Origin of the sequence: Vogesella facilis, from assembly GCF_042648525.1 — a bacterium.
GTDB classification, from domain to species: domain Bacteria; phylum Pseudomonadota; class Gammaproteobacteria; order Burkholderiales; family Chromobacteriaceae; genus Vogesella; species Vogesella facilis.
In genome coordinates this window covers 1-22,670 of sequence record NZ_JBHRXN010000003.1, presented here as the reverse complement: position 1 = coordinate 22,670, position 22,670 = coordinate 1, and the positions used below count along the sequence as shown (strand labels likewise).

Sequence of the window (22,670 nt, the reverse complement as noted above, 5' to 3'; positions counted from 1 at the left end):
GCCATGGCTATTCTCGTTATCGCTGAACACGACAACCAGAGCCTGAAAGCAGGCACCCTCAACACCGTTACCGCCGCCGCCAAACTGGGCGAAGTGCACGTGCTGGTAGCCGGCCACAATGCCGCCGCCGCTGCCGATGCCGCCAAATCCGTGGCTGGCGTGGCCAAGGTACTGCTGGCCGACAGCGCCGCCTACGCGCACGGCCTGGCCGAGAACGTGGCACCGCTGGTGGTGGATCTGGCCAAGGGCTACAGCCACGTGCTGGCCCCGGCTACCTCCTACGGCAAGAACCTGCTGCCGCGCGTGGCCGCGCTGCTGGACGTGGCGCAGATCTCCGACATCATCGCCATCGAATCCGCCGACACCTTCGTGCGTCCGGTTTACGCCGGCAACGTACTGGCCACCGTGCAGTCGTCCGACAGCATCAAGGTGATCACCGTGCGCACCACTGCTTTCGAAGCAGCGGCTGCCGGCGGTGCGGCCAACGTTGAAAGCGTTGCCGCCGCTGCCGATGCCGCGCTGTCGAGCTTTGTCGGCCAGGAGCTGACCAAGTCCGACCGCCCGGAACTGGGCGCCGCCAAGATCATCGTGTCCGGTGGTCGCGCGCTGGGTTCCGAGCAGCAGTTCAAGGCAGTGATCGAGCCGCTGGCCGACAAGCTGGGCGCAGCCGTGGGTGCTTCCCGCGCCGCGGTGGACGCCGGCTACGCGCCGAACGACTACCAGGTCGGTCAGACCGGCAAGGTAGTTGCGCCGCAGCTGTACGTGGCGGTGGGCATCTCCGGTGCCATCCAGCATCTGGCCGGCATGAAGGATTCCAAGGTGATCGTGGCGATCAACAAGGATGAAGAAGCGCCGATCTTCCAGGTGGCCGACTACGGCATCGTCGGTGACCTGTTCACCGTGGTGCCGGAGCTGATTGCCGAGCTGTCCAAGTAATACCCGCTGTACCCATAAAACAAGGCGTGGTGCCACGATGCCATGCCATACAAGAAGGCCGGCCATGACCGGTTCGTCTGGGGAATACCTGCCGCACACGCGGCGGGCATGTCCGTTGGCGGACAGCATGGCCGGCCTTTTTGCACGACGAAGGTTTAATCACGAGGAGCTGTACCCATGATCTACAAGGCACCAAGCAAAGACATCCGCTTCGCCCTCAACGAGCTGGCGGAGCTGCCGGCCATCTGCACCCTGCCGGGCTACGAAGACTGCAGCGTCGAGCTGACCGACGCCATCCTAGAAGAAGGCGCCAAGTTCGCCGAGAACGTGCTGGCCCCGATCAACCGCAACGGCGACAAGGGCGCCAAGTGGGCGCCGGACTACAGCGTCACCGCCGCCGAAGGCTTCAAGGATGCTTGGCTGCAGTATGTGGAGGCCGGCTGGGTGGGGCTGCGCGCCCCGGCGGACTTTGGCGGCCAGGGCCTGCCGGCACTGGTGGCGATTGCCGCCGAGGAAATGTGGTGCTCGGCCAACCTGGCGTTCTCGCTGGCGCCGCTGCTGACCCTGGGGGCGGTGGAAGCCATCAACCATCACGCCTCCGACGAATTGAAAGCCGTCTACCTGCCGCGCATGTCCAGCGGCGAGTGGACCGGCACCATGAACCTTACCGAGCCGCAGGCCGGCTCCGACCTGGCGCAGGTGCGCAGCAAGGCCGTACCGGTGGGGGACGGCAGCTACAAGATCAGCGGCCAGAAGATTTTCATCACCTGGGGCGAGCACGACATGGCGGACAACATCGTCCACCTGGTGCTGGCCCGTCTGCCGGATGCACCGGCCGGGGTGAAGGGCATTTCGCTGTTCATCGTGCCCAAACTCCTGGTCAATGCCGACGGCAGTCTGGGTGCGCGCAACGACGTGCGCTGCGTGTCGCTGGAACACAAGCTGGGCATTCACGGCAGCCCCACCGCGGTGATGAGCTTCGGTGACGAAAGCGGCGCCATCGGCTACCTGGTGGGCGAGGCCAACAAGGGCCTGGCTTATATGTTCACCATGATGAACCACGCCCGCCTGGGCGTGGGTGTGGAAGGCATGGCGGTATCCGAGCGCGCCTACCAGAAGGCGGTGGAGTACGCCCGTGACCGCGTGCAGAGCCGTGCCGTCGGCAGCGCGGACCCGGCCGGCGTGGCCATTATCCGTCACCCGGACGTGCGCCGCATGCTGATGACCATGAAGGCGCAGATCGAGGCGCAGCGCGCACTGGCCTTCTATGCCGCCGCCGCGCTTGACCGTGCCGCCCGCCACCCGGTGGCCAGCGAAGCGGCGCGCAACCAGGCGCTGGTCAACTTCCTGATCCCGATCGTGAAGGGCTGGAACACCGAACAGGCCAACGAGATCACCAGCCTGGCAGTGCAGGTGCATGGCGGCATGGGTTTCATCGAGGAAACCGGTGTTGCCCAGTACTACCGCGATGCGCGCATCACCGCCATCTACGAAGGCACCACTGGCATCCAGGCGCTGGACCTGATCGGCCGCAAGACCGCGGCGGAAGACGGCGCCACCGCGCGCTGGTTGCTGGAAGAAGTGCGTGTCACCGCCGGCAAGTTGGCCGCCGCCGGCTACGCCAGCATGGCGGCCAACCTTGAGGCCGCTGCCAAGGAGGCCGAGCGTTGCGTGGCCTTTATCCTAGACACTTTCGGCGCCAACCCGGCGCTGGCTGCCGCAGGCTCGGTACCGTTCCTCAAGCTGATGGGCATCGTGCTCGGCGGCTGGATGATGGGGCGCGCCGCGCTGATCGCCCGCGCGCAGCAGGGTGACGAGGATGCAGATGGCGAGTTCCTGGCCGCCAAGATCGTCACCGCGCGCTTCTACGCCGAGCACCTGCTGCCGCAGGCGAGCGGCCTGGCAGCGGCTATCGTGGATGGTGCCGGCAGTGTGCTGGAGCTGGACGAAAGCCTGTTCTGATACGGCTGGCAAGCGCCCCGCATGGCGGGGTGCTTTGCCGCATGACAGGCAGTGGTAACGCTGGCGTCAGCCTGGCTGACGCCAGCGTAAACTTAGGAAGTTACCCCGATTGTCCACCTGGACGGCTTGCCGAAAACGGATTTCGTGTTATAATCGAAAAGTTTATCCGAACGGGACATGCGCAAGCCGCGCGGTGTCCCGTTTGTTGTATAAGTGATTAAAAAAACACTATTCTCAGGAGCCAGCCAGTGACAACCGTACCCGCGATTCTTGCCTTGGCTGACGGCACGCTGTTCAAAGGCGTAGCCATCGGTGCCAATGGCCACACCGTCGGAGAGGTGGTATTCAATACCGCCATTACCGGTTATCAGGAGATCCTCACCGATCCGTCCTATACCCGGCAGATCGTCACCCTGACTTATCCGCATATTGGTAATGTCGGCGCGAACTCGGAAGACACCGAGTCCCGCGCCGTTTTTGCATCCGGTCTGATCATCCGTGATCTGCCGCTGCTGCACAGCAACTTCCGTGCGGAAGCCTCGCTGTCGGATTACCTCAAGCAGAACAACGTCGTCGCCATCGCCGACATCGATACCCGTAAACTCACCCGCCTGCTGCGCGAAACCGGCGCCCAGGCCGGCTGCATCATGGCCGGCGACATCGACGAGGCCCGTGCCATCGAGTTGGCCCGCGGCTTCGGCAGCATGGCCGGCCAGGATCTGGCTCAGGTCGTTAGCTGCGAGCAAGCGTATGAGTGGAACACCCGCGAATGGCGTCTGGGCCAGGGCTACACTGCCCAGACCGAGGCCCCGTTCCACGTGGTGGCCTACGACTACGGCGTGAAGCACAACATCCTGCGCATGCTGGCCGAGCGCGGCTGCAAGCTGACCGTGGTGCCGGCCAAGACCCCGGCCAAGGACGTGCTGGCGCTGAAGCCGAACGGCGTGTTCCTGTCCAACGGCCCGGGCGACCCGGAACCGTGCGACTACGCCATCACCGCCATCCGCGAACTGCTGGACAGCAAGCTGCCGGTATTCGGCATCTGCCTGGGCCACCAGCTGCTGGGCCTGGCTTCCGGCGGCAAGACTTCCAAGATGAAGTTCGGCCACCACGGCGCCAACCACCCGGTGCAGGATCTGGATTCCGGCCGCGTGATGATCACCAGCCAGAACCACGGCTTCCAGGTGGACGAGACCAGCCTGCCGGCCAACGTGCGCGTAACCCACCGTTCGCTGTTCGATGGCACCGTGCAGGGCATCGCGCTGACCGACCGTCCGGCATTCTCCTTCCAGGGCCACCCGGAAGCGAGCCCGGGTCCGGAAGACGTGGCCTACCTGTTTGACCGCTTCATCTCTGCCATGGCAGATAGCAAGACTGCCTGATCCAAGGAGCGCATCATGTTTGGCATAACCGACCTGACCACCTACATCCTCGGCACCATCTTCATTGTGCTGCTGCCGGGCCCCAACTCGATGTACGTGCTATCCGTGGCCGCCCAGCGCGGCGTCAAGGCCGGTTTTGCCGGAGCCGCCGGCGTGTTCGTCGGCGACTTCATCCTGATGACGCTGGCCGCCACTGGCGCGGCCGGCTTGCTGAAAGCCAACCCGGCGCTGTTCGCCGTGGTGAAGTACCTTGGCGGCGGCTACCTGGCGTGGGTAGGCATCAACATGCTGCGCGGCGCGCTGCGGGCGCTGCGCAACCGCGGAGCTGCCGAAGCCGGCACCGCGCAGACAGTGAATGCGGCCAACCCGTTCGTACGGGCGCTGGTCATCAGCCTGATGAACCCCAAGGCCATCCTGTTCTTCGTGTCCTTCTTCGTGCAGTTTGTTGACCCGGCCTACGCCTACCCGGCGCTGACCTTCGCCATCCTCGGCGGCATCCTGCAGTGCTTCAGCGTGCTGTACCTGACCGCCATCATCGTCGCCGGCTTCCGTCTGGCCGCAGCGTTCCGTCGCCGCCGCAAGTTGGCCGCATCGCTGTCCGGTACCGCGGGCGCGATGTTTGTCGGTTTTGGCGCCAAGTTGGCCGCAGCAAGCCTGTGAACTGAATCATTGAATTGAATTGAGCGAATACGATGCCGAAACGTACTGATATCAAGAGCATTCTCATTATTGGCGCCGGCCCGATCGTCATCGGCCAGGCGTGCGAATTCGACTACTCCGGCGCCCAGGCCTGCAAGGCGCTGCGCGAAGAGGGTTACAAAGTCATTCTGGTGAACTCCAACCCGGCCACCATCATGACCGACCCGAACATGGCCGACGTCACCTACATCGAGCCGATTACCTGGCCGGTGGTGGAAAAGATCATCGCCAAGGAGCGTCCGGACGCGATCCTGCCGACCATGGGCGGCCAGACCGCGCTGAACTGCGCGCTGGACCTGGCGCGCAACGGCGTGCTGGAGAAGTACAAGGTGGAGCTGATCGGCGCCACCGAAGACGCCATCGACAAGGCGGAAGACCGCGGCCGCTTCAAGGAAGCCATGGCCAAGATCGGCCTGTCCTGCCCGCTGTCCTTCGTCTGCCACACCATGGAAGAGTCGCTGGAGGCGCAGGCCAAGGTCGGTTTCCCGACCCTGATCCGCCCGTCGTTCACCATGGGCGGCTCCGGCGGTGGTATCGCCTACAACAAGGAAGAGTTCCTGGCCATCTGCGAGCGCGGTTTCGAAGCCTCGCCGACCCATGAGCTGCTGATCGAACAATCGGTACTCGGCTGGAAAGAGTACGAGATGGAAGTGGTGCGCGATCGCAACGACAACTGCATCATCATCTGCTCGATCGAAAACTTCGACCCGATGGGCGTGCACACCGGCGACTCCATCACCGTGGCCCCGGCGCAGACGCTGACCGACAAGGAATACCAGATCATGCGCAATGCCTCGCTGGCAGTGCTGCGTGAAATTGGCGTCGATACCGGCGGTTCCAACGTGCAGTTCGCCACCAACCCGGACACCGGCGAGATGATCGTCATCGAGATGAACCCGCGGGTGTCGCGTTCCTCGGCGCTGGCTTCCAAGGCTACCGGCTTCCCGATCGCCAAGGTCGCCGCCAAGCTGGCGGTGGGCTACACCCTGGACGAACTGCGCAACGAGATCACCGGCGGCGCCACCCCGGCCTCGTTCGAGCCGTCCATCGACTACGTGGTCACCAAGATTCCGCGTTTCGCCTTCGAGAAATTCCCGCAGGCCGACGACCGCCTGACCACCCAGATGAAGTCGGTGGGCGAAGTGATGGCCATGGGCCGCACGCTGCAAGAATCGATGCAGAAAGCGCTGCGTGGCCTGGAGACCGGTCTGTCCGGTTTCAATCCGGTCACCAGCAACGAAGAAACCATCCGTCACGAGCTGGGCGCGCCCGGTCCGGAACGCATCCTGTACGTGGCCGACGCCTTCCGCATCGGCATGAGCCGTGACGACATCTTTGCCGTCAGCAAGATCGACCCGTGGTTCCTAGCACAGATCGAAGACCTGATCGGTGAAGAGCTGGCGCTGGCCGGCCGCAAGGTGGACAGCCTGGGCTACGACGAACTACGTCGCCTGAAGCGCAAGGGCTTCTCCGACCGCCGTCTGGGCGAGCTGCTGGGCACCGACCAGGCAGCCGTGCGCGCGCATCGCTGGAGCCTGCAGCTGCACCCGGTGTACAAGCGGGTGGATACCTGCGCCGCCGAATTCGCCACCAACACCGCCTACATGTACTCCACCTATGAGGAGGAGTGCGAGTCCGCACCGACCGACCGCAAGAAGGTGATGGTGCTGGGTGGCGGCCCGAACCGTATCGGCCAGGGTATCGAGTTCGACTATTGCTGCGTGCATGCCGCGCTGGCGCTGCGCGAATCCGGCTTCGAGACCATCATGGTCAACTGCAACCCGGAAACCGTGTCCACCGACTACGACACTTCCGACCGCCTGTACTTCGAGCCGCTGACGCTGGAAGACGTGCTGGAAATCTGCCGCGTGGAAAAACCGTTCGGTGTGATCGTGCAATACGGCGGCCAGACGCCGCTGAAACTGGCGCGCGCACTGGAAGCCAACGGTGTGCCCATCATCGGCACCAGCCCGGACATGATCGACGCCGCGGAAGACCGCGAGCGTTTCCAGCAACTGCTGAACGACCTGGGCCTGAAGCAACCGCCGAACCGCACCGCGCGTAACCCGGTGGACGCCATGCGTCTGGCCGAGGAAATCGGCTACCCGCTGGTGGTGCGCCCGTCCTACGTACTGGGCGGCCGCGCGATGGAAATCGTGCACGAGCCGGCCGACCTGGAGCGCTACATGCGCGAGGCGGTGAAGGTGTCCAACGACAGCCCGGTGCTGCTGGACCGCTTCCTCAACGACGCCATCGAAGTGGATGTGGACTGCATCTCCGACGGCGAGAACGTGGTGATCGGCGGCATCATGCAGCATATCGAACAGGCCGGCGTGCACTCCGGTGACTCCGCCTGCTCGCTGCCGCCGTACAGCCTGTTCCCGGCGGTACAGGACGAGATCCGCCGCCAGACCGTGGCGATGGCCCGCGCGCTGAACGTGGTCGGCCTGATGAACGTGCAGTTCGCCATCCAGGGCGACACCATCTACGTGCTGGAAGTGAACCCGCGTGCCTCGCGTACCGTGCCGTTCGTATCCAAGGTGACCTCGGCGCCGCTGGCCAAGATCGCCGCCCGCGCCATGGCCGGCATCAGCCTGATCGAGCAGGGCTTCACCAAAGAAGTGGTGCCGCCGTACTACGCGGTGAAGGAAGCGGTATTCCCGTTCATCAAGTTCCCGGGCGTGGATACCATCCTGGGGCCGGAAATGAAATCCACCGGTGAAGTGATGGGCGTTGGCCGCACCTTCGCCGAAGCCTTCGTCAAGAGCCAGCTGGGCGCCGGCGACAAGCTGCCGCGCACCGGCAAGGTGTTCCTGTCGCTGCGTCAGAGCGACAAGGAAGGTGGCGTGGAAGTGGCGCGCGAACTGCAGAAGCTGGGCTTCGGCGTGTGCGCCACCCGTGGTACCGCCAAGGCGCTGGCCGAGGCCGGCATCGTGGTGCAGGTGGTGAACAAGGTGAACGAAGGCCGCCCGCACATCGTCGACATGATCAAGAACGGCGAGATCGACATCCTGGTGAATACCGTGGACGAGAAGCGCCAGGCGATCCAGGACAGCCACGCCATCCGCCGCTCCGCGCTGCAGATGCGCGTGCCGCAGTACACCACCCTGGCCGGTGCCAAGGCGGTGTGTGTGGGCCTGTCGCATGTGGACGATTTCGATGTCTACAGCGTGCAGCAGCTGCACGCCGAAGTGCAGGGTTAAGCGGTACTGCCTGCGGCCAACCTTTGAACCGCAGGCAAATACCCGTTACAATTCGCGCTGAAAACATTGTCCGCCAAGCCGCCGTCCAGTACGGCGGCTTGCGCTTTTATCATGGGGCGGCAACGCCCCCGGAGAATACAGAATCATGATCAAGACCCCGCTGACCGTGCGTGGCGCCGAGCTGCTCAAAGCCGAGCTGCAGCGTCTGAAAAGCGTGGAGCGCCCGTCTGTAATCGAGGCTATCGCCGAAGCGCGTTCCCATGGTGATCTGTCGGAAAACGCCGAATACGATGCCGCCAAGGAGCGGCAGGCGTTCGTGGAAGGCCGTATCGCCGAGCTGGAAGCCAAGATTTCCAACGCCCAGATCATCGACCCGAATGAGCTGGATGCCGATGGCCGCATCGTGTTTGCCGCCACCGTCAAGCTGATGGACCTGGAAAATGACGACGCGGTAACCTACCAGATCGTGGGTGACGACGAAGCCGACATCAAGGACGGCAAAGTGTCGATCAACTCGCCGATCGCCCGTGCGCTGATCGGCAAGGAAGCCGGCGATGTGGCCGAGGTTCTGGCCCCGGGCGGTATCCGCGAATACGAGATTCTGGACGTACTCTATATCTGAGCTGCCGCAGGGCACGCTGGCCGCTAAGCCGGCCGGACAGGGGGTTGCATGAACGGTTTGCGTGAAATTGCCCGTACCTTGTGGATTGGCGGTATGTGGGTGGTGGGCATCATCGTGGCGCCGGTGCTGTTTTCGGCGCTGAACAACGCCACCGCCGGCATGGTGGCTGGCCGCCTGTTTGCCGCCATCGCCTGGGTCGGGCTGGTATGCAGCGTGTTCCTGATGGTGGAGCTGGTGCTGCGCAACGGCGCGCGCGCACTGAAGAGTGCGCCGTTCTGGCTGCTGGTGGGAATGCTGGTGTGCATCATCATCAACCACTTCGCGGTGACGCCGATCATCGCCGGCCTGAAGGCGCAGATGAACCACGCGGCGGAAGGCTTGTTCGGCGGCGGCTTCGCCACCTGGCATGCCATTTCCAGCCTGATTTACCTGGTGCAGAGCCTGATGGGGCTGATGTATATCCTCAGCAACGACAACTGAGCGTTGCGGCCGGTAGCAATGACAAAGCCCTTGCGCATGGCGCAAGGGCTTTGTGGTGAAAACAGGGGCGGCGGGCTTGTGTGCAGGGCCGCCGCCTTTTGCTATCGCAAGGTTGGCCGCAGGCTTACGGGCGGGCCTTCAGCGCTTTCTTGCTCTTGGGCAGCTCGATCAGCTGCTTGTCGGACGGGCGGAACAGCACCAGCAGCTTGCCGATATGCTGCACCTGGCCGGCGCCCAGCTCGTCGCAGACTTGCTCGTAGATCGCCACGCGGGCAGCGCGGTCGTCGCCCTGTACGCGAACTTTGATCAGCTCGTGAGCGTCCAGGTTGATGGCGATCTCGCGGATAACCGACTCGGTCAGGCCGTTATTGCCGATCATCACCACCGGGTTAAGCGAGTGGGCCAGACCTTTCAGGTATTGGCGCTGGACTGTGGTCAGTTCGATTTTCATGTAGTGCTTCAAGTTTCAGATTAAAAAGCGATTTTACTCGACTTTAGCCTAATCCCCAACGGGGATTTTCGATGCAGGAATTCATCATGGCACGCAGCAAAACCAGCAATGCCTGGCTGAAAGAACACGTCAACGATTCATATGTGCAGATGGCGCAAAAGGATGGCTACCGTGCCCGTGCCGCCTACAAGCTGCTGGAAATCAACGACAAGGATAAATTGATCCGCCCCGGCACCGTGCTGGCCGACCTGGGCTCGGCGCCTGGCAGCTGGTCGCAGGTGGCGGCGCGCATCGTCGGCGATCAGGGCAGGGTGTTCGCGCTGGATATCCTGCCGATGGACCCGATTGCCGACGTGGCCTTCATCCAGGGCGACTTTCGCGAACAGGAGGTGCTGGAAGAGTTTGTTGCCTTGCTGGGTGGGCGCGAACTCGATCTTGTAATTTCCGACATGGCGCCCAATATCTCCGGGATGAGCAGTATCGATCAGGCGCGCAGTTTTCACCTGACCGAGCTGGCACTGGAATTTGCTCGCGATCACCTGAAACCCGGCGGCAGCTTTCTCGTCAAAGTGTTCCAGGGGAGCGAATTTCAGGATTACATGAAAGCCATGCGCGAACTGTTTGCCGAAGTGGTAACGCGCAAGCCCAAGGCTTCGCGCGATCGCTCCAGTGAAATCTACCTGCTGGGCAAGGGCCGTCGCTGACAGCCTGCCTGCCCCGGTTTACAATCAGATAACCATTTACCTTGTCAGGGCACATAGGAGCACGCTCTTGTGAACAATATCGGTAAGAATATAGCGATCTGGGTGATCATCGGTCTGGTGCTGATGACCGTGTTCAACCAGTTCACCAAACGTCAGGAAACCCAGAACCAGATCGAGTATTCGCAGTTCATCAGCGATGTCGAAACTGGCAAGGTGCAGTCCCTTACCATCGAGGGCAACCCGTTGCGCGGGCAGTGGATTCGCGGCAAGCGCAACGACGGCTCGCAGTTCAGCGCGTTTGCGCCGCTGGATACCAAGCTGGTGGACGTGCTGATCAACAATAACGTGCGCTTCTCCGCCAAGCCGGAAGAAGAACCGTCGATGCTGATGAACATCTTCATCAGCTGGTTCCCGATGCTGCTGCTGATCGGCGTGTGGTTCTTCTTCATGCGCCAGATGCAGGGCGGCGGCAAGGGCGGTGCGTTCTCGTTCGGCAAGAGCAAGGCGCGCATGCTGGACCAGGACACTAACACCGTGACCTTCGCCGATGTGGCCGGCTGCGACGAGGCCAAGGAAGAGGTGAAGGAGATCGTCGATTACCTGCGCGATCCGACCCGCTACCAGAGCCTGGGCGGCCGCATTCCGCGCGGCATCCTGCTGGCAGGTAGCCCGGGTACCGGTAAGACGCTGCTGGCCAAGGCCATCGCCGGCGAGGCCAAGGTACCGTTCTTCAGCATTTCCGGCTCCGATTTCGTGGAAATGTTCGTCGGTGTCGGCGCCTCCCGTGTGCGCGACATGTTCGAGCAGGCCAAGAAAAACGCACCGTGCATCATCTTCATCGATGAAATCGACGCAGTTGGCCGCCAGCGTGGCGCCGGCCTCGGCGGTGGCAACGACGAACGCGAACAGACTCTTAACCAGCTGCTGGTGGAGATGGACGGCTTCGAAACCAACCAGACCGTGATCGTGATCGCCGCCACCAACCGTCCGGACGTGCTGGACCCGGCGCTGCAGCGCCCGGGCCGTTTCGACCGTCAGGTAGTGGTACCGCTGCCGGATATCCGCGGCCGCGAGCAGATTTTGGGCGTGCACATGCGCAAGGTGCCGATTGCTGCCGACGTCGATGCATCGGTGATCGCCCGCGGTACCCCGGGCTTCTCCGGCGCCGACCTCGCCAACCTGGTGAACGAGGCTGCCTTGTTCGCCGCCCGCCGCAGCAAGCGCCTGGTCGACATGCTGGACTTCGAATCCGCCAAGGACAAGATCATGATGGGCGCCGAGCGCAAGTCGATGGTGATGTCCGAGGAAGAGAAGAAGAACACCGCCTACCACGAGTCCGGCCATGCGGTGGTGGCCAAGCTGCTGCCCAAGTCCGACCCAGTGCACAAGGTCACCATCATCCCGCGCGGCCGCGCGCTGGGCGTGACCATGCAGCTGCCGGAAGAAGACCGCTACGCCTACGATCGTGGCTATCTGCTGGACCGCATCGCCATCCTGTTCGGCGGTCGCATCGCCGAAGAGCTGTTCATGAACCAGATGACCACCGGCGCCAGCAACGACTTCGAACGTGCCACCCAGATGGCGCGCGACATGGTGACCCGCTACGGCATGTCCGACCGGCTGGGGCCGATGGTGTACGGCGAGAACGAGGGTGAAGTGTTCCTCGGCCGTTCCATCACCACCCACAAGAACCTGTCGGAAGCGACGCTGCAGCAGGTGGACCTGGAAATCCGCAGCATCATCGACCAGCAGTACACGCTGGCACGCCGCCTTCTGGACGAGAACCGCGACAAGGTGGAAGCGATGACTGCGGCACTGCTGGAATGGGAAACCATCGACGCCGAGCAGATCAACGACATCATGGATGGCCGTCCGCCGCGCCCGCCGAAACCGGGTGGCGGTTTTGCCAAGCCGGAGCCGAAAAACCCGGCACCGCCGGCGCCTGAAGCCAGCACCACGCCGGCGCAGGAACTGTAAGCGTCCACGGCTTGCCAAGCCCGAGGCCGCAGCTTTAAGCTGCGGCCTGTTTTTTTTCATGTTGCCGCCGCAGCGGTGGCGGCAACTGTCAGTCCTTACCCGGTGCGGCCAACATGCAGCCATTTGTTTGCGGGCGTTTCTCGCTCGATCTGACCCGTCCGCTGGTGATGGGCATCCTCAATGTCACGCCCGATTCCTTCTCCGATGGCGGTCGTTACGACCGGCTGGACATGGCGCTGGCGCGTGCCGAGGCGCTGCTGGCCGAGGGCGCCGACATCCTCGACATCGGTGGCGAGTCCACCCGCCCGGGGGCGCCGTTCGTTAGCCCGGAGGAGGAACTGCAGCGTGTGCTGCCGGTGCTGCAGAAGCTGGCCGCGCTGAACGTGCCGTTGTCGCTGGATACCCGCCGCAGCAGCGTGATGCGCGCGGCGCTGCAGGCCGGCGCGGTGGACCTGATCAACGACGTGTCGGCGCTGGAAGACGAGGGCGCGCTGCCACTGGTGGCTGCGGCCAACGTTGGCATCTGCCTGATGCACAAGCAGGGCAATCCGGACAGCATGCAGCACAAGCCGGTGTACCGGGATGTGGTGGAAGAGGTAGGCGACTACCTGGCGCGCCGCGTGGCGCTGTGCGGCGAGCAGGGCGTGGCGATGGAACGCCTGCTGGCCGACCCCGGCTTCGGCTTCGGCAAGACGCTGGAACACAATCTGGCGCTGCTGCGCGAGCTGCCGCGGCTGGAAGCCATGGCCGGCGTGCCGCTGCTGGTGGGCATGTCGCGCAAGTCGATGTTGGGCGCGGTGACCGGCGAGCAGCAGCCGGATCAGCGCTTGGGCGCCAGCGTGGCGGTGGCACTGTTGGCCGCACAGCGCGGCGCCAGGATCATCCGCGTGCATGATGTGAAAGCCACCCGCCAGGCGCTGCAGATGTGGCAGGCGCTGGAAGCATCCAACTAACGATTGCGACCTGTCCGCCGGTGGTAAGCCGGCGGTAAAATGGCCGCCATAACGCGATACAAGAGGCAAACAATGGGCCGCAAATATTTTGGTACCGACGGCGTGCGAGGCGAAGTCGGCAAGTTTCCGATCACCCCGGACTTCGTGCTGCGCCTGGGTTACGCCGCCGGCAAGGTGCTGGTGGACCACGAGCGCCAGGAGCACCCGACGGTGATCATCGGCAAGGACACGCGCATCTCCGGCTACATGCTGGAGGCGGCGCTGCAGGCAGGCCTCACCGCCGCCGGCGTCAACGTGCTGCTCACCGGGCCGCTGCCGACGCCGGGCATCGCCTACCTCACCCGCGCGCTGCGGCTGTCGGCCGGGGTGATGATCTCCGCGTCGCACAACCCATACCAGGATAATGGCATCAAGTTCTTCGCCGAAGGCGGCAAGAAGCTGGACGACGCGCTGGAGCTGCAGATCGAGGCGATGCTGGATTCGCCGATGGAGACCAGCCCGTCGCGCGAGCTGGGCCGCGCCCGCCGCATCGACGGCGCCGCCGAGCGTTACATCGAGTTCTGCAAGAGCACCTTCCCCAACGAGCGCAACCTCAAGGGTCTGAAGCTGGTGGTGGACTGCGCGCATGGCGCCACCTACCACATTGCGCCCAAGGTGTTCCACGAACTGGGCGCCGAGGTGATCACCATCGGTGGCGAGCCCAATGGCTACAACATCAACGACGGCGTGGGCGCCACCCACCCGGAGGCGGTGGCGGCAGCGGTAAAAGCGCACGGCGCCGATTTCGGCATCTCGCTGGACGGCGACGGCGACCGCCTGATGATGGCCGACCGCGACGGCCAGCTGTACGACGGCGACCAGCTGATCTACGTGGTGGCCAAGGCGCGCGCCGCACGCGGCCAGCTGCACGGCGGCGTGGTCGGCACGGTGATGACCAACCTGGCGATGGAACTGGCGCTGCAGCAGCAGGGCATCGCCTTCGGCCGCGCCAAGGTGGGCGACCGCTACGTGCTGGAGATGCTGCATGCCAACGGCTGGCAGGTGGGCGGCGAAGCCTCCGGCCACATCCTGTGCCTGGACAAGCACAGCACCGGCGACGGCATCATCTCCTGCCTGCAGGTGCTGGCCGCCTGCCAAGAGCTGGAACAAGAGCTGGCCGCCATCTGCAGCGACTGGCAGCCGTTCCCGCAGACCATGATCAATGTGCGGCTGAACGGCCAGGACTGGCAAAGCGCCAGCGCCGCCAGCCACCAGGCCGCCACCGCGGCGCTGGCCGGGCGCGGCCGCGTGGTGCTGCGCCCGTCCGGCACCGAGCCGGTGGTACGGGTGATGGTGGAGGCCGACGACGCCACGTTGGCCGCACACTGGGCCGAGGCAATCGCCGCGGCGATCCGCGCCGCCTGAGCGGCAAGCGCCGCCGACAAGCCGCCCGCAGGCGGCTTTTTTCTTGCCCGCGCGGCGAGACGGGTTTTCTTGCCCTGCGGCAAGTTCCTTAAGCGGTGGCCAAGGGGCGCTGTGTTATGATGGCTGCCGTTTCAGAACTGCCTCGACGTGTCCGCCTGCGCGGAAGCGACGTTGATGCGGCTTCGACCGATCAACGGTTTGTCAGGCTGACATGGATATCCTGCAGATTCTTCTCGATTTGTTCACGGGCTACGGTTATCTGGCTGTCTTCCTCGTGTTGCTGGTGTGTGGTTTTGGCGTGCCGATTCCGGAAGACATCACCCTGGTGGCCGGCGGCATCATTTCCGGCTTGGGCTATACCAATGTGCACTGGATGTTCGTAGTGGGCATGGCCGGCGTGCTGGTCGGCGACGGCATCATGTTTTTTGCCGGCCGCTTTTTCGGCCACCGCGTGCTGCGCTTCCGCCCGATTGCCAAGGTGATGACGCCGGCGCGTTTTGAGGCGGTGCAGGAAAAGTTTGCCAAATACGGCAACTGGGTGCTGTTCGTGGCGCGCTTCCTGCCGGGGCTGCGCTCGCCGATCTTCCTCACCGCCGGGCTGACGCGGCGCATTGCCTACTGGCGCTTCCTGCTGATGGACGGCTTTGCCGCGCTGATCTCGGTGCCGGTCTGGGTGTATCTGGGCTACCTGGGCGCCAGCAACCACCAATGGCTGATGGCGATGGTGCATCGCGGCCAGGCCGGCATTCTGATCGTGCTGGGCGTGCTGGCGCTGGTGCTGGTGCTGGTGTGGTGGCGCAAACGCCGCGCCACGCAGCAGCAATCGTCCTGAGCCGCTTGCCGTCAACAAAAAGCCCCGCCGATGAGCGGGGCTTTTTACTTGTGCAGCGGCGCGATCAGCCGACCTGCAGCAGCTCTACTTCAAATACCAGGGTGGCGTTGGGCGGAATCACGCCGCCGGCGCCACGGGCGCCGTAGCCCAGTTCTGCCGGGATGGTGAGTTTGCGTTTGCCGCCCACTTTCATGCCTTGCACGCCCTGGTCCCAGCCCTTGATCACGTAGCCGGCGCCCAGCGGAAAGCTGAACGGCTGGAAACGGTCCTTGCTGGAGTCGAATTTGCTGCCATCGGTCAGCCAGCCGGTGTAGTGCACGGTCACTTCCTTGCCGGTCTGTGCCTCGATGCCGTCGCCAACGACCAGGTCTTCGATGATCAGTTCTGCCATTGTTATGTCCTCGTTGCTGCGGTGAGTCGGGAGCCGGCCATTCTACCGCGTGCGACGGTGCGGGGTAAGAGCGATGTTGTCTTTGCAGCTCAATGGCTTATAACGGTACAAGTCGTCGGTTTAACCACGCTCCTGTCAGCAAAGGGGAACACCATGGACATTACCCACCTGCCCAGCAATGAGCATATCGTCGTCAAGCATGTTTCTGTCGGCCAGCCGCTGCAGTGGCTGAAGCTGGGCTGGCAGGATCTGAAGCGCGCACCGGCCGATGCCATGTTTTACGGCGCCGCCTTCGTGCTGATGGGCTACCTGCTCAATATGTATTTCAGCTACGCCCCCGAGTATATGATCACCCTGGCGGCGCTGTTCCTGCTGGCCGGGCCGTTCATGGCCATCGGTCTGTACGACATCTCGCGCCAGCTGGAGGCCTTCAACGGCGGCCGCGTGCGCCTGGCGCACAGCATGGCGGCCTGGCGCAGCAATATGCCCGGCTTTTCGCTGTTTGCCGTGCTGCTGGCGGTGATGGTATTCGGCTGGTTCCGCGTGTCGCTGCTGATGTTCGCGCTGTTCTACGAAGGCAGTGTGCCGACGCTGGATTCGCTGGTGGCCAATGCCTTCACCCAGGAAAACATCGGCTTCCTGCTGGCGTGGTTCGGTACCGGCTTCCTGTTTGCCGCCGCGGTGTTCTCGCTCAGCGTGTGCGCCATTCCCATGCTGCTGGATAAAGAGGTGGATACCATCACCGCCATGGTGATGAGCGTGCAGGCGGTGTATCACAACCTGCTGACGATGCTGGTGTGGGCGGCTATCATCGTGGCTCTGACCGCGATCGGGTTTGCCACCCAGTTTGTCGGGCTGCTGCTGATCACCCCGCTGATCGGCCTGTCCAGCTGGCATGCCTATCGTGCCCTGATCACCTATGAGCACTAGACCCGCCAGCACATGACCGCACCCTCCATCGTGTTTCTGGACCGGGACAGCCTGCCTGTCCCGGTTCCCGTTTGTAGCCTGCCGCATACCTACCGTGAATTCCCAAGCACCAGTCGCGAACAGATCGTGGCGCACTGCGCCGCGGCCGATATCGTCATCACCAACAAAGTGCCGTTCGACGCCGCCACGTTGGCCGCCTTGCCGCGGCTGAAAATGCTGGCCATCGCCGCCACCGGCTACAACCACATCGACCTGGATACCTGCCGCCGCCAGGGCGTTGCGGTGGCCAATATCCGCCACTACGGCGACGAGACCGTGGCCGAGCACGCTTTCATGCTGATGATGGCGCTGATGCGCAACCTGCCGGCCTACCAGCGCGACGTCGCCGCCGGCGTGTGGCAGAACGCCGCGCAGTTCTGCCATTTCGGCGCGCCGATCCGCGACCTGAAAGGCGCCACGCTGGGCATCTTCGGCAGCGGCGGCATCGGCCAGGAAATGGCGGCGCGCGCGCGTGCCTTCGGCATGCAGGTGCAGTTCGGCGAGCGCAAGGGCGCCGCCGCGGTGCGTGACGGCTACGTGTCGTTCGACACCCTGCTGGCCACTTCCGATGTCATCTCGTTGCATTGCCCGCTCAACGACGACACTCGCAAGCTGATCGGCGAGCGCGAGCTGCAGGCGATGAAGCCGGGGGCGGTGCTGGTGAATGCCGCGCGTGGCGGCCTGGTGGATGAAGACGCGCTGGTGGCCGCCTTGAAATACGGCCAGCTGGGTGGCGCCGGTTTCGATGTGCTGTCGGTGGAGCCGCCGCGCGACGGCAACCCGCTGCTCAAGGCGCGGCTGCCGCATTTGATCGTCACCCCGCACGTCGGCTGGGCCAGCCGCGAGGCGATGGACAGGTTGGCCGCACAGCTGATGGGCAATATCGAGGCCTTCCTGCGCGGCGAGCGACAGCACCGGCTGGACTGAGCGGCCGTCGCCGACGCCAGACAAACCCGCCTGCCGGCGGGTTTTTTCTTGCCGGCAGCAGGCGCTGCTGGACGCGGCGGTTACAGGGCGGGGGATCACCGCTGCGGCGCTGCCGGACTGGCAATGCAGCGTGGCATGCCGGGCGCCGTCTGTGCCGCGGGGCGGTGCCTGGACGCGCTGCTGCGGCCCGGCTGGCACGCGTCGACGGCAGCCGGCAGCGACGGTTTCGCCGGCTTGCAAAAGCAGGGGGGCTTGACCATAACAAAGGGACCGGCAAAGCGGTCCCCGGTTGATGCGACTCCGGCCGCGGCCTAGTCGTCCATGTCCTTCAGATTGAGGCGGCGTTCGTGTTCCGGGTCCAGCCCCAGTTTGCCGCGGATGCAGCTCAGGTACACGTTGACGTCCGGCCCGCCGCCGTAGCGCTGCGCCTGCCAGATCATCTCGCCCAGGCAGTCGATCACCTCGTGCTGGGCGTCATGCTCGCTGCCATGCTTGGCCAGCAGCTGCTGGTACAGTTCGCGGATGCCGAACGGCTGGTTGATGGACAACTGTTCTTCCACCGCCAGGTGCATGCTCATGTGCATGAAGGGGTTGGTTTCGCCCTGCTCCGGCAGCCATTCGCGCTCGCCGTACTGCTCGGGGCGGGCCAGGATGGCGTGGTACTCGGGATGGGCGGCAATCACGCTGGCCAGCAGTTTTTCCAGGTCACTCAGCGGGTGGCCGGCTTGCTGCTTGTTCCAGGTATCGAAAAAGAAACGGCGGGCATCCTGCCGGCTGGGTGCGAACATAATTGTTGACTGAATAACTCGGAAAAGCAGCATTATACGAGGGCATTCCCACCATGACCACGCTTGCCAACTTTACGGCCAACCTGGGCGATGGCCGCCAGCAGCCGCTGGCCGACTACCTCGGCCAGGTAGTGCTGATCGTCAACACCGCCAGCGAATGCGGCTACACCCGGCAGTATGCCGGGCTACAGGAGCTGCAGCAGGCCCTGGCCGCGCGCGGCTTTACCGTGCTGGGCTTTCCCTGCAACCAGTTCGGCGGCCAGGAACCGGGCAGTGCCGAACAGATCGCCGCCTTCTGTCACAGCAAGTTCAGCATCGACTTTCCGTTGTTCGACAAGGGCGACGTCAACGGCGCGGCAGCCAGCCCGCTGTGGCACTGGCTGACCGGTGCGGCCAACGGTCATCCGCATCCGGTGAAGTGGAATTTCACCAAGTTCCTGATCGATCGCAAGGGGCGGCTGGTGAAGCGTTACGAGCCGGCTGCCGAGCCGCACGAGCTGTTGCCGGACATCGAGGTGCTGCTCAACGCCGCTGCCTGAAGGCAGTAGCGGGCGGCACAAAACAATGCGGCCAACCTGGTGGCAGGTTGGCCGCATTGTTGTTGGTGCCGCGACTTACTTGCGGAGGAACACGATGTCCCACACGCCGTGACCCAGGCGGATGCCGCGGGCTTCGAACTTGGTCAGCGGGCGGTAGGCCGGGCGCGGCGCGTAGCCGTCGGCGCTGTTCTGCAGCTCGGCATTGGCGCCGAACACTTCCATGATCTGGATGGCGTAGTCTTCCCAGTCGGTAGCGGCGTGCAGGTAGCCGCCCGGCTTGAGCTTCTTCACCAGTTTCTCGATGAACGGCGCCTGGATCAGGCGGCGCTTGTTGTGGCGTTTCTTGTGCCACGGATCGGGGAAGAAAATGTGCACGCCGTCCAGGCAGCCATCCGGCAGCATGTGGTCCATCACCTCTACCGCGTCGTGGCGGATCAGCCGCAGGTTGCTCAGCTGCTGTTCACCGATCAGCTTGCACAGATTGCCCACGCCCGGCGAGTGCACCTCGACGCCGAGGTAGTCATTCTGCGGGTTGGCCGCGGCGATCTCGGCGGTGGCGGTGCCCATGCCGAAACCGATTTCCATGATCTTTGGCGCGTCGCGGCCGAAGGCCTGTGCCAGATCCAGCGCCTGCGGCTGGTAGTCGATACCCCAGCGCGGCATGCCTTCGTCGATGGCGCGCTGCTGCGAGGCGGTCAGATGGCCCTGGCGCAGCACGAAGCTGCGAATGGCGCGGTTGAAGGCCGGATTTTCCATGCTCGTCACTCAAAAACTGCAAAAAGATCGCGATGTTACCGAATCTTGCGCCGGGCGGGTAGGGTGGGCGCATGCGGCCAACCCTGGCCGTGCGATTAAAGCTCGCGCAGCAGCGCATCCACCGTCGGGTAGCGCAGGCAGCCCGGCAATTCGCGCAGCAGGCGCGCATTGCTCAGCCGCCGCGACTCGGCCATGAACGACCACAGCCCGGGCGACACCTGCTGCTGCACCAGCGCGCGCGGCAACCGTGGCAGCCGCGGGTAACCCAGCGTGTCCGCCAGCTTGTCGTACCAGTCGCCCACCGGCAGCGGCTGGCTGTCGCAGGCGTTGTAGACGCGGATGCCGCCGCGCGGCTGCTGCAGCGCGGCCACGCACAGCCGCGCCAGATCGTCGGCATGGATGTGGTTGCTGATGCTGTCCTCGGCGGCATCGATCAGCGGCGCCTGGCTGGCAAAACGCGACAGCGGCAGCCGCTCGGCGGCGTAGATGCCCGGCGCGCGCAGGATGCTCAGCGCGCAGCCGTGCAGCATGGCGAAGGCGCGCAGCTGGCGTTCGGCATCCAGCCGCCGCCGTGCGCGCGCGCTTTGCGGGCGCGGCGGCCGGGTCTCGTCCAGCCAGTCGCCGGCGGCATTGCCATACACGCCGCTGGTGCTGATGTAGACGATGCGCTGTGGTAGACTCGCCGTTTTTGCCAGTTGCGACAATACCTTGCGTAATCTGGGGTCTTGCTGGCCGCTGTCCGGCGGCGGTGCCGTGTACAGCACGGCGTCGGCGAGGCCGGCCAGGCGCGACAGACTGCGGCCAACGTCCAGGTCTGCCAGGAGTGGCAAAGCGCCGAGTGCGCGCCATTGTGCGCATTTGTCCGGGCTGCGCAGCAGCGCGATGACGCGCCAGTGGCGGGTTAACAGCGGCAGGGCGCGCCGGGCGATATCGCCGGCGCCGATGATGAGCAAGGTTCGCATACCGGTCATTCTAGCGAGAGTTTAAGGGAACGAGATGACGTGTCAGGTAAAGGTGCTTCCCAGTGGCCATTCTTTTGCCGTAGAAGCGCATGAAACCATTCTGGAAGCGGCGCTGCGCCAAAATGTCGGCCTGCCGTACGGTTGCCGCGACGGTGCCTGCGGCGCCTGCAAGGGCAAGGTAGTCGCCGGCGAGGTTGAGCATGGCGGCGCGCAGGACAAGGCGCTGTCTAGCGCCGACCGCGCGCAGGGCATGGCGCTGTTCTGCTGCGCCAAGCCCAAGGGCGACATCACCATCGAGGCGCGCGAGCTGGCCGGCATTGGCGATATCCAGATCAAGACCCTGCCGTGCCGTGTCGAGTCGATCGACAAGATCCACGACGTTGCCGTGCTCAAGCTCAAGCTGCCGGTGTCCGAGCGCCTGCAGTTCATGGCCGGCCAGTACATCGACATCCTGATGAAGGACGGCAAGAAGCGCAGCTTCTCCATCGCCAACGCGCCGCACGATGACGCCTTCATCGAGCTGCACATCCGCCACCAGCCGGGCGGCTCCTTCTCCGACTACGTGTTCAGCGCGATGAAGGAAAAAGAGATCATGCGCTTCAAGGGCCCGCTGGGTTCCTTCTTCCTGCGCGAGGATTCCGACAAACCCATCATCATGGTGGCTAGCGGTACCGGTTTTGCGCCGATCAAGGGCATCATCGAGCATGCCATCCACCACGGCGTTACCCGCCCGATCGTGTTCTACTGGGGCGCCCGTACCCCGGCCGACCTGTACATGGCGGAGCTGGCGGCCAAGTGGCAGGCCGAGAACAGCAACATCACCTTCATCCCGGTGGTATCCGACGCGCTGCCGGAGCACAACTGGATCGGCCGCAGCGGCTTCGTGCACCAGGCGGTGCTGGACGACTTCGACTCGCTGGCCGGCTACCAGGTGTATGCCTGCGGCGCGCCGATCATGGTGGAGGCGGCCCACCAGAGCTTCACCACGCAGTGCGGCCTGCCGGAAGACGAGTTCTTCTCCGATGCCTTCTTCCTGTCCAAGGACATGAGCGGCAGCAAGTAAGTTGGCCGCAAGGCATCTCGCCGGCAGGAAAAAGCCACCGCATGCGGTGGCTTTTTTGTTGCCATTGCTGGCGAGCGGGCGCTGCTATTGCCATGCGCATGGCGGTACAAATGCTGTGCCGGCGGCTAGCGCGCCGATGAATGGCGGCGGCAAAGAAAAAGGACTTGCAGACAGGTCTGCAAGTCCTTGATTTTCCGTGGTGGGCCCTGCGGGGCTCGAACCCGCGACCAAAGGATTATGAGATCTGCTGACCAAAGGAATCACTTACAAATCAATGATTTGACAAAAGCATAAACCACGTAAGTCATTGATTTTTCGTTGATGCGCCAGAAAAAGTGTAGCCTAGTTTGTAGCCTAGAAATCACATTAACCTAGTAGATCAATAGTCTATTAGGCTAGAGGACCAACACCTAATGTCATTAGGACGCCTCAAGTTACTGAGTCATCAACAGCTGATGCCTAAATCAAACCATTGCAACCCGTGCTTTCGCTGTTAACGCGCATCCCCCCGGCATTAGGAACACCATCCCAAATCATGTTGAACGGGAGGAAACTCATCGCGGTCAATTTTTAACTGCCCATCCACATTGAATCGCCCCAGCTTCTCTAGACACTCTTGAGCCGTTGGAAATATTGCTTCTCAAACTCTACCGGCGATAGCCCGTTTGCG

The 22,670-nt window shown here is 63.8% G+C and carries 21 protein-coding genes; 16 read left to right on the top strand and 5 right to left on the bottom strand.

From position 1 onward, the window contains the following. Window positions 1-3 precede the first annotated feature (3 nt). The 7 genes from ACFOLG_RS01550 (at window position 4) to ACFOLG_RS01520 (ending at window position 9,284) form a co-directional block, all read left to right on the top strand. The gene (locus ACFOLG_RS01550) at window positions 4-936 is read left to right on the top strand and encodes an electron transfer flavoprotein subunit alpha/FixB family protein (protein WP_088966444.1); all 933 of its coding nucleotides are present in this window, start codon (window positions 4-6) and stop codon (window positions 934-936) included. Window positions 937-1,113: 177 nt separating this feature from the next. Continuing rightward, window positions 1,114-2,898: an acyl-CoA dehydrogenase gene (locus ACFOLG_RS01545; RefSeq protein ID WP_386087681.1), complete on the top strand. Its 1,785-nt coding sequence runs from the start codon at window positions 1,114-1,116 to the stop codon at window positions 2,896-2,898. Window positions 2,899-3,146: 248 nt separating this feature from the next. Next, window positions 3,147-4,280, top strand: coding sequence for a glutamine-hydrolyzing carbamoyl-phosphate synthase small subunit (carA, locus tag ACFOLG_RS01540; RefSeq protein WP_386087679.1), 1,134 nt, complete (start codon window positions 3,147-3,149; stop codon window positions 4,278-4,280). Window positions 4,281-4,295: 15 nt separating this feature from the next. Next, the gene (gene leuE, locus ACFOLG_RS01535) at window positions 4,296-4,940 is read left to right on the top strand and encodes a leucine efflux protein LeuE (RefSeq protein WP_386087677.1); all 645 of its coding nucleotides are present in this window, start codon (window positions 4,296-4,298) and stop codon (window positions 4,938-4,940) included. Window positions 4,941-4,972: 32 nt separating this feature from the next. Further along, window positions 4,973-8,182, top strand: coding sequence for a carbamoyl-phosphate synthase large subunit (gene carB, locus ACFOLG_RS01530; protein ID WP_386087675.1), 3,210 nt, complete (start codon window positions 4,973-4,975; stop codon window positions 8,180-8,182). Between the two features lie 145 nt (window positions 8,183-8,327). Then, the gene (gene greA, locus ACFOLG_RS01525) at window positions 8,328-8,804 is read left to right on the top strand and encodes a transcription elongation factor GreA (RefSeq protein WP_386087673.1); all 477 of its coding nucleotides are present in this window, start codon (window positions 8,328-8,330) and stop codon (window positions 8,802-8,804) included. A gap of 48 nt (window positions 8,805-8,852) precedes the next feature. After that, on the top strand, window positions 8,853-9,284 hold the full coding sequence (locus ACFOLG_RS01520; protein WP_349590467.1) for a DUF4149 domain-containing protein: 432 nt from the start codon (window positions 8,853-8,855) through the stop codon (window positions 9,282-9,284). A 124-nt stretch (window positions 9,285-9,408) separates the two neighbouring features. Here ACFOLG_RS01520 and yhbY read toward each other — a convergent pair whose 3' ends face one another. Further along, the gene (gene yhbY, locus ACFOLG_RS01515) at window positions 9,409-9,735 is read right to left on the bottom strand and encodes a ribosome assembly RNA-binding protein YhbY (RefSeq protein WP_386087670.1); all 327 of its coding nucleotides are present in this window, start codon (window positions 9,733-9,735) and stop codon (window positions 9,409-9,411) included. An 83-nt stretch (window positions 9,736-9,818) separates the two neighbouring features. Between yhbY and rlmE the strand changes: the two genes are divergently transcribed. From rlmE to ACFOLG_RS01490, 5 genes are all read left to right on the top strand, one after another. Beyond that, window positions 9,819-10,439: a 23S rRNA (uridine(2552)-2'-O)-methyltransferase RlmE gene (gene rlmE / locus ACFOLG_RS01510; RefSeq protein ID WP_386087754.1), complete on the top strand. Its 621-nt coding sequence runs from the start codon at window positions 9,819-9,821 to the stop codon at window positions 10,437-10,439. A 69-nt stretch (window positions 10,440-10,508) separates the two neighbouring features. Next, window positions 10,509-12,416, top strand: a complete 1,908-nt coding sequence (ftsH, locus tag ACFOLG_RS01505; RefSeq protein WP_386087668.1) for an ATP-dependent zinc metalloprotease FtsH — start codon at window positions 10,509-10,511, stop codon at window positions 12,414-12,416. 113 nt (window positions 12,417-12,529) lie between these two features. After that, window positions 12,530-13,369 (top strand): dihydropteroate synthase, encoded by an 840-nt coding sequence (gene folP / locus ACFOLG_RS01500; protein ID WP_386087666.1) that lies wholly within the window; start codon window positions 12,530-12,532, stop codon window positions 13,367-13,369. A 72-nt stretch (window positions 13,370-13,441) separates the two neighbouring features. Continuing rightward, window positions 13,442-14,773 (top strand): phosphoglucosamine mutase, encoded by a 1,332-nt coding sequence (glmM, locus tag ACFOLG_RS01495; protein ID WP_386087665.1) that lies wholly within the window; start codon window positions 13,442-13,444, stop codon window positions 14,771-14,773. 211 nt (window positions 14,774-14,984) lie between these two features. Next, complete coding sequence (locus ACFOLG_RS01490; RefSeq protein WP_386087663.1) at window positions 14,985-15,605, top strand: DedA family protein; 621 nt, start codon at window positions 14,985-14,987, stop codon at window positions 15,603-15,605. Window positions 15,606-15,669: 64 nt separating this feature from the next. Here ACFOLG_RS01490 and ACFOLG_RS01485 read toward each other — a convergent pair whose 3' ends face one another. Further along, window positions 15,670-15,996, bottom strand: a complete 327-nt coding sequence (locus tag ACFOLG_RS01485; protein WP_349590480.1) for an FKBP-type peptidyl-prolyl cis-trans isomerase — start codon at window positions 15,994-15,996, stop codon at window positions 15,670-15,672. Window positions 15,997-16,149: 153 nt separating this feature from the next. On the opposite strand from ACFOLG_RS01485, the gene ACFOLG_RS01480 reads away from it, so the two are divergent. Together ACFOLG_RS01480 and ACFOLG_RS01475 are read left to right on the top strand one after the other, a co-directional pair. Beyond that, the gene (locus ACFOLG_RS01480; RefSeq protein WP_386087661.1) at window positions 16,150-16,926 is read left to right on the top strand and encodes a DUF2189 domain-containing protein; all 777 of its coding nucleotides are present in this window, start codon (window positions 16,150-16,152) and stop codon (window positions 16,924-16,926) included. A gap of 12 nt (window positions 16,927-16,938) precedes the next feature. Continuing rightward, window positions 16,939-17,892: a D-2-hydroxyacid dehydrogenase gene (locus ACFOLG_RS01475; protein WP_386087659.1), complete on the top strand. Its 954-nt coding sequence runs from the start codon at window positions 16,939-16,941 to the stop codon at window positions 17,890-17,892. Between the two features lie 311 nt (window positions 17,893-18,203). Here ACFOLG_RS01475 and ACFOLG_RS01470 read toward each other — a convergent pair whose 3' ends face one another. Then, window positions 18,204-18,680 carry a DUF1841 family protein gene (locus ACFOLG_RS01470; protein WP_386087657.1) on the bottom strand — a complete coding sequence of 159 codons (477 nt, stop codon included), beginning with the start codon at window positions 18,678-18,680 and terminating at the stop codon, window positions 18,204-18,206. A 53-nt stretch (window positions 18,681-18,733) separates the two neighbouring features. Between ACFOLG_RS01470 and ACFOLG_RS01465 the strand changes: the two genes are divergently transcribed. Next, on the top strand, window positions 18,734-19,219 hold the full coding sequence (locus ACFOLG_RS01465; protein WP_386087655.1) for a glutathione peroxidase: 486 nt from the start codon (window positions 18,734-18,736) through the stop codon (window positions 19,217-19,219). A 75-nt stretch (window positions 19,220-19,294) separates the two neighbouring features. On the opposite strand, the gene trmB is transcribed toward ACFOLG_RS01465, so the two are convergent. Both trmB and ACFOLG_RS01455 read right to left on the bottom strand, forming a co-directional pair. Next, the gene (gene trmB / locus ACFOLG_RS01460) at window positions 19,295-19,975 is read right to left on the bottom strand and encodes a tRNA (guanosine(46)-N7)-methyltransferase TrmB (protein ID WP_386087653.1); all 681 of its coding nucleotides are present in this window, start codon (window positions 19,973-19,975) and stop codon (window positions 19,295-19,297) included. A gap of 95 nt (window positions 19,976-20,070) precedes the next feature. Next, entirely contained in the window at window positions 20,071-20,937 is an 867-nt protein-coding gene (locus tag ACFOLG_RS01455; RefSeq protein ID WP_386087651.1) for an SDR family oxidoreductase, read from the bottom strand. Between the two features lie 34 nt (window positions 20,938-20,971). Between ACFOLG_RS01455 and ACFOLG_RS01450 the strand changes: the two genes are divergently transcribed. Next, window positions 20,972-22,000 carry a CDP-6-deoxy-delta-3,4-glucoseen reductase gene (locus ACFOLG_RS01450; RefSeq protein ID WP_386087649.1) on the top strand — a complete coding sequence of 343 codons (1,029 nt, stop codon included), beginning with the start codon at window positions 20,972-20,974 and terminating at the stop codon, window positions 21,998-22,000. Window positions 22,001-22,670 lie beyond the last annotated feature (670 nt).

Excerpts from the sequence above, each read along its gene's own strand:
- greA (WP_386087673.1), top strand. The coding sequence starts at position 8,328 with ATGATCAAGACCCCGCTGACCGTGCGTGGCGCCGAGCTGCTCAAAGCC.
- ACFOLG_RS01475 (WP_386087659.1), top strand. The coding sequence starts at position 16,939 with ATGACCGCACCCTCCATCGTGTTTCTGGACCGGGACAGCCTGCCTGTC.
- leuE (WP_386087677.1), top strand. The coding sequence starts at position 4,296 with ATGTTTGGCATAACCGACCTGACCACCTACATCCTCGGCACCATCTTC.
- ACFOLG_RS01550 (WP_088966444.1), top strand. The coding sequence starts at position 4 with ATGGCTATTCTCGTTATCGCTGAACACGACAACCAGAGCCTGAAAGCA.
- ACFOLG_RS01455 (WP_386087651.1), bottom strand. The coding sequence starts at position 20,937 with ATGCGAACCTTGCTCATCATCGGCGCCGGCGATATCGCCCGGCGCGCC.
- yhbY (WP_386087670.1), bottom strand. The coding sequence starts at position 9,735 with ATGAAAATCGAACTGACCACAGTCCAGCGCCAATACCTGAAAGGTCTG.
- ACFOLG_RS01465 (WP_386087655.1), top strand. The coding sequence starts at position 18,734 with ATGACCACGCTTGCCAACTTTACGGCCAACCTGGGCGATGGCCGCCAG.
- ACFOLG_RS01450 (WP_386087649.1), top strand. The coding sequence starts at position 20,972 with ATGACGTGTCAGGTAAAGGTGCTTCCCAGTGGCCATTCTTTTGCCGTA.
- trmB (WP_386087653.1), bottom strand. The coding sequence starts at position 19,975 with ATGGAAAATCCGGCCTTCAACCGCGCCATTCGCAGCTTCGTGCTGCGC.
- ACFOLG_RS01520 (WP_349590467.1), top strand. The coding sequence starts at position 8,853 with ATGAACGGTTTGCGTGAAATTGCCCGTACCTTGTGGATTGGCGGTATG.
- carB (WP_386087675.1), top strand. The coding sequence starts at position 4,973 with ATGCCGAAACGTACTGATATCAAGAGCATTCTCATTATTGGCGCCGGC.
- folP (WP_386087666.1), top strand. The coding sequence starts at position 12,530 with ATGCAGCCATTTGTTTGCGGGCGTTTCTCGCTCGATCTGACCCGTCCG.
- ACFOLG_RS01545 (WP_386087681.1), top strand. The coding sequence starts at position 1,114 with ATGATCTACAAGGCACCAAGCAAAGACATCCGCTTCGCCCTCAACGAG.
- ACFOLG_RS01485 (WP_349590480.1), bottom strand. The coding sequence starts at position 15,996 with ATGGCAGAACTGATCATCGAAGACCTGGTCGTTGGCGACGGCATCGAG.
- ACFOLG_RS01490 (WP_386087663.1), top strand. The coding sequence starts at position 14,985 with ATGGATATCCTGCAGATTCTTCTCGATTTGTTCACGGGCTACGGTTAT.
- glmM (WP_386087665.1), top strand. The coding sequence starts at position 13,442 with ATGGGCCGCAAATATTTTGGTACCGACGGCGTGCGAGGCGAAGTCGGC.
- ACFOLG_RS01470 (WP_386087657.1), bottom strand. The coding sequence starts at position 18,680 with ATGTTCGCACCCAGCCGGCAGGATGCCCGCCGTTTCTTTTTCGATACC.
- ACFOLG_RS01480 (WP_386087661.1), top strand. The coding sequence starts at position 16,150 with ATGGACATTACCCACCTGCCCAGCAATGAGCATATCGTCGTCAAGCAT.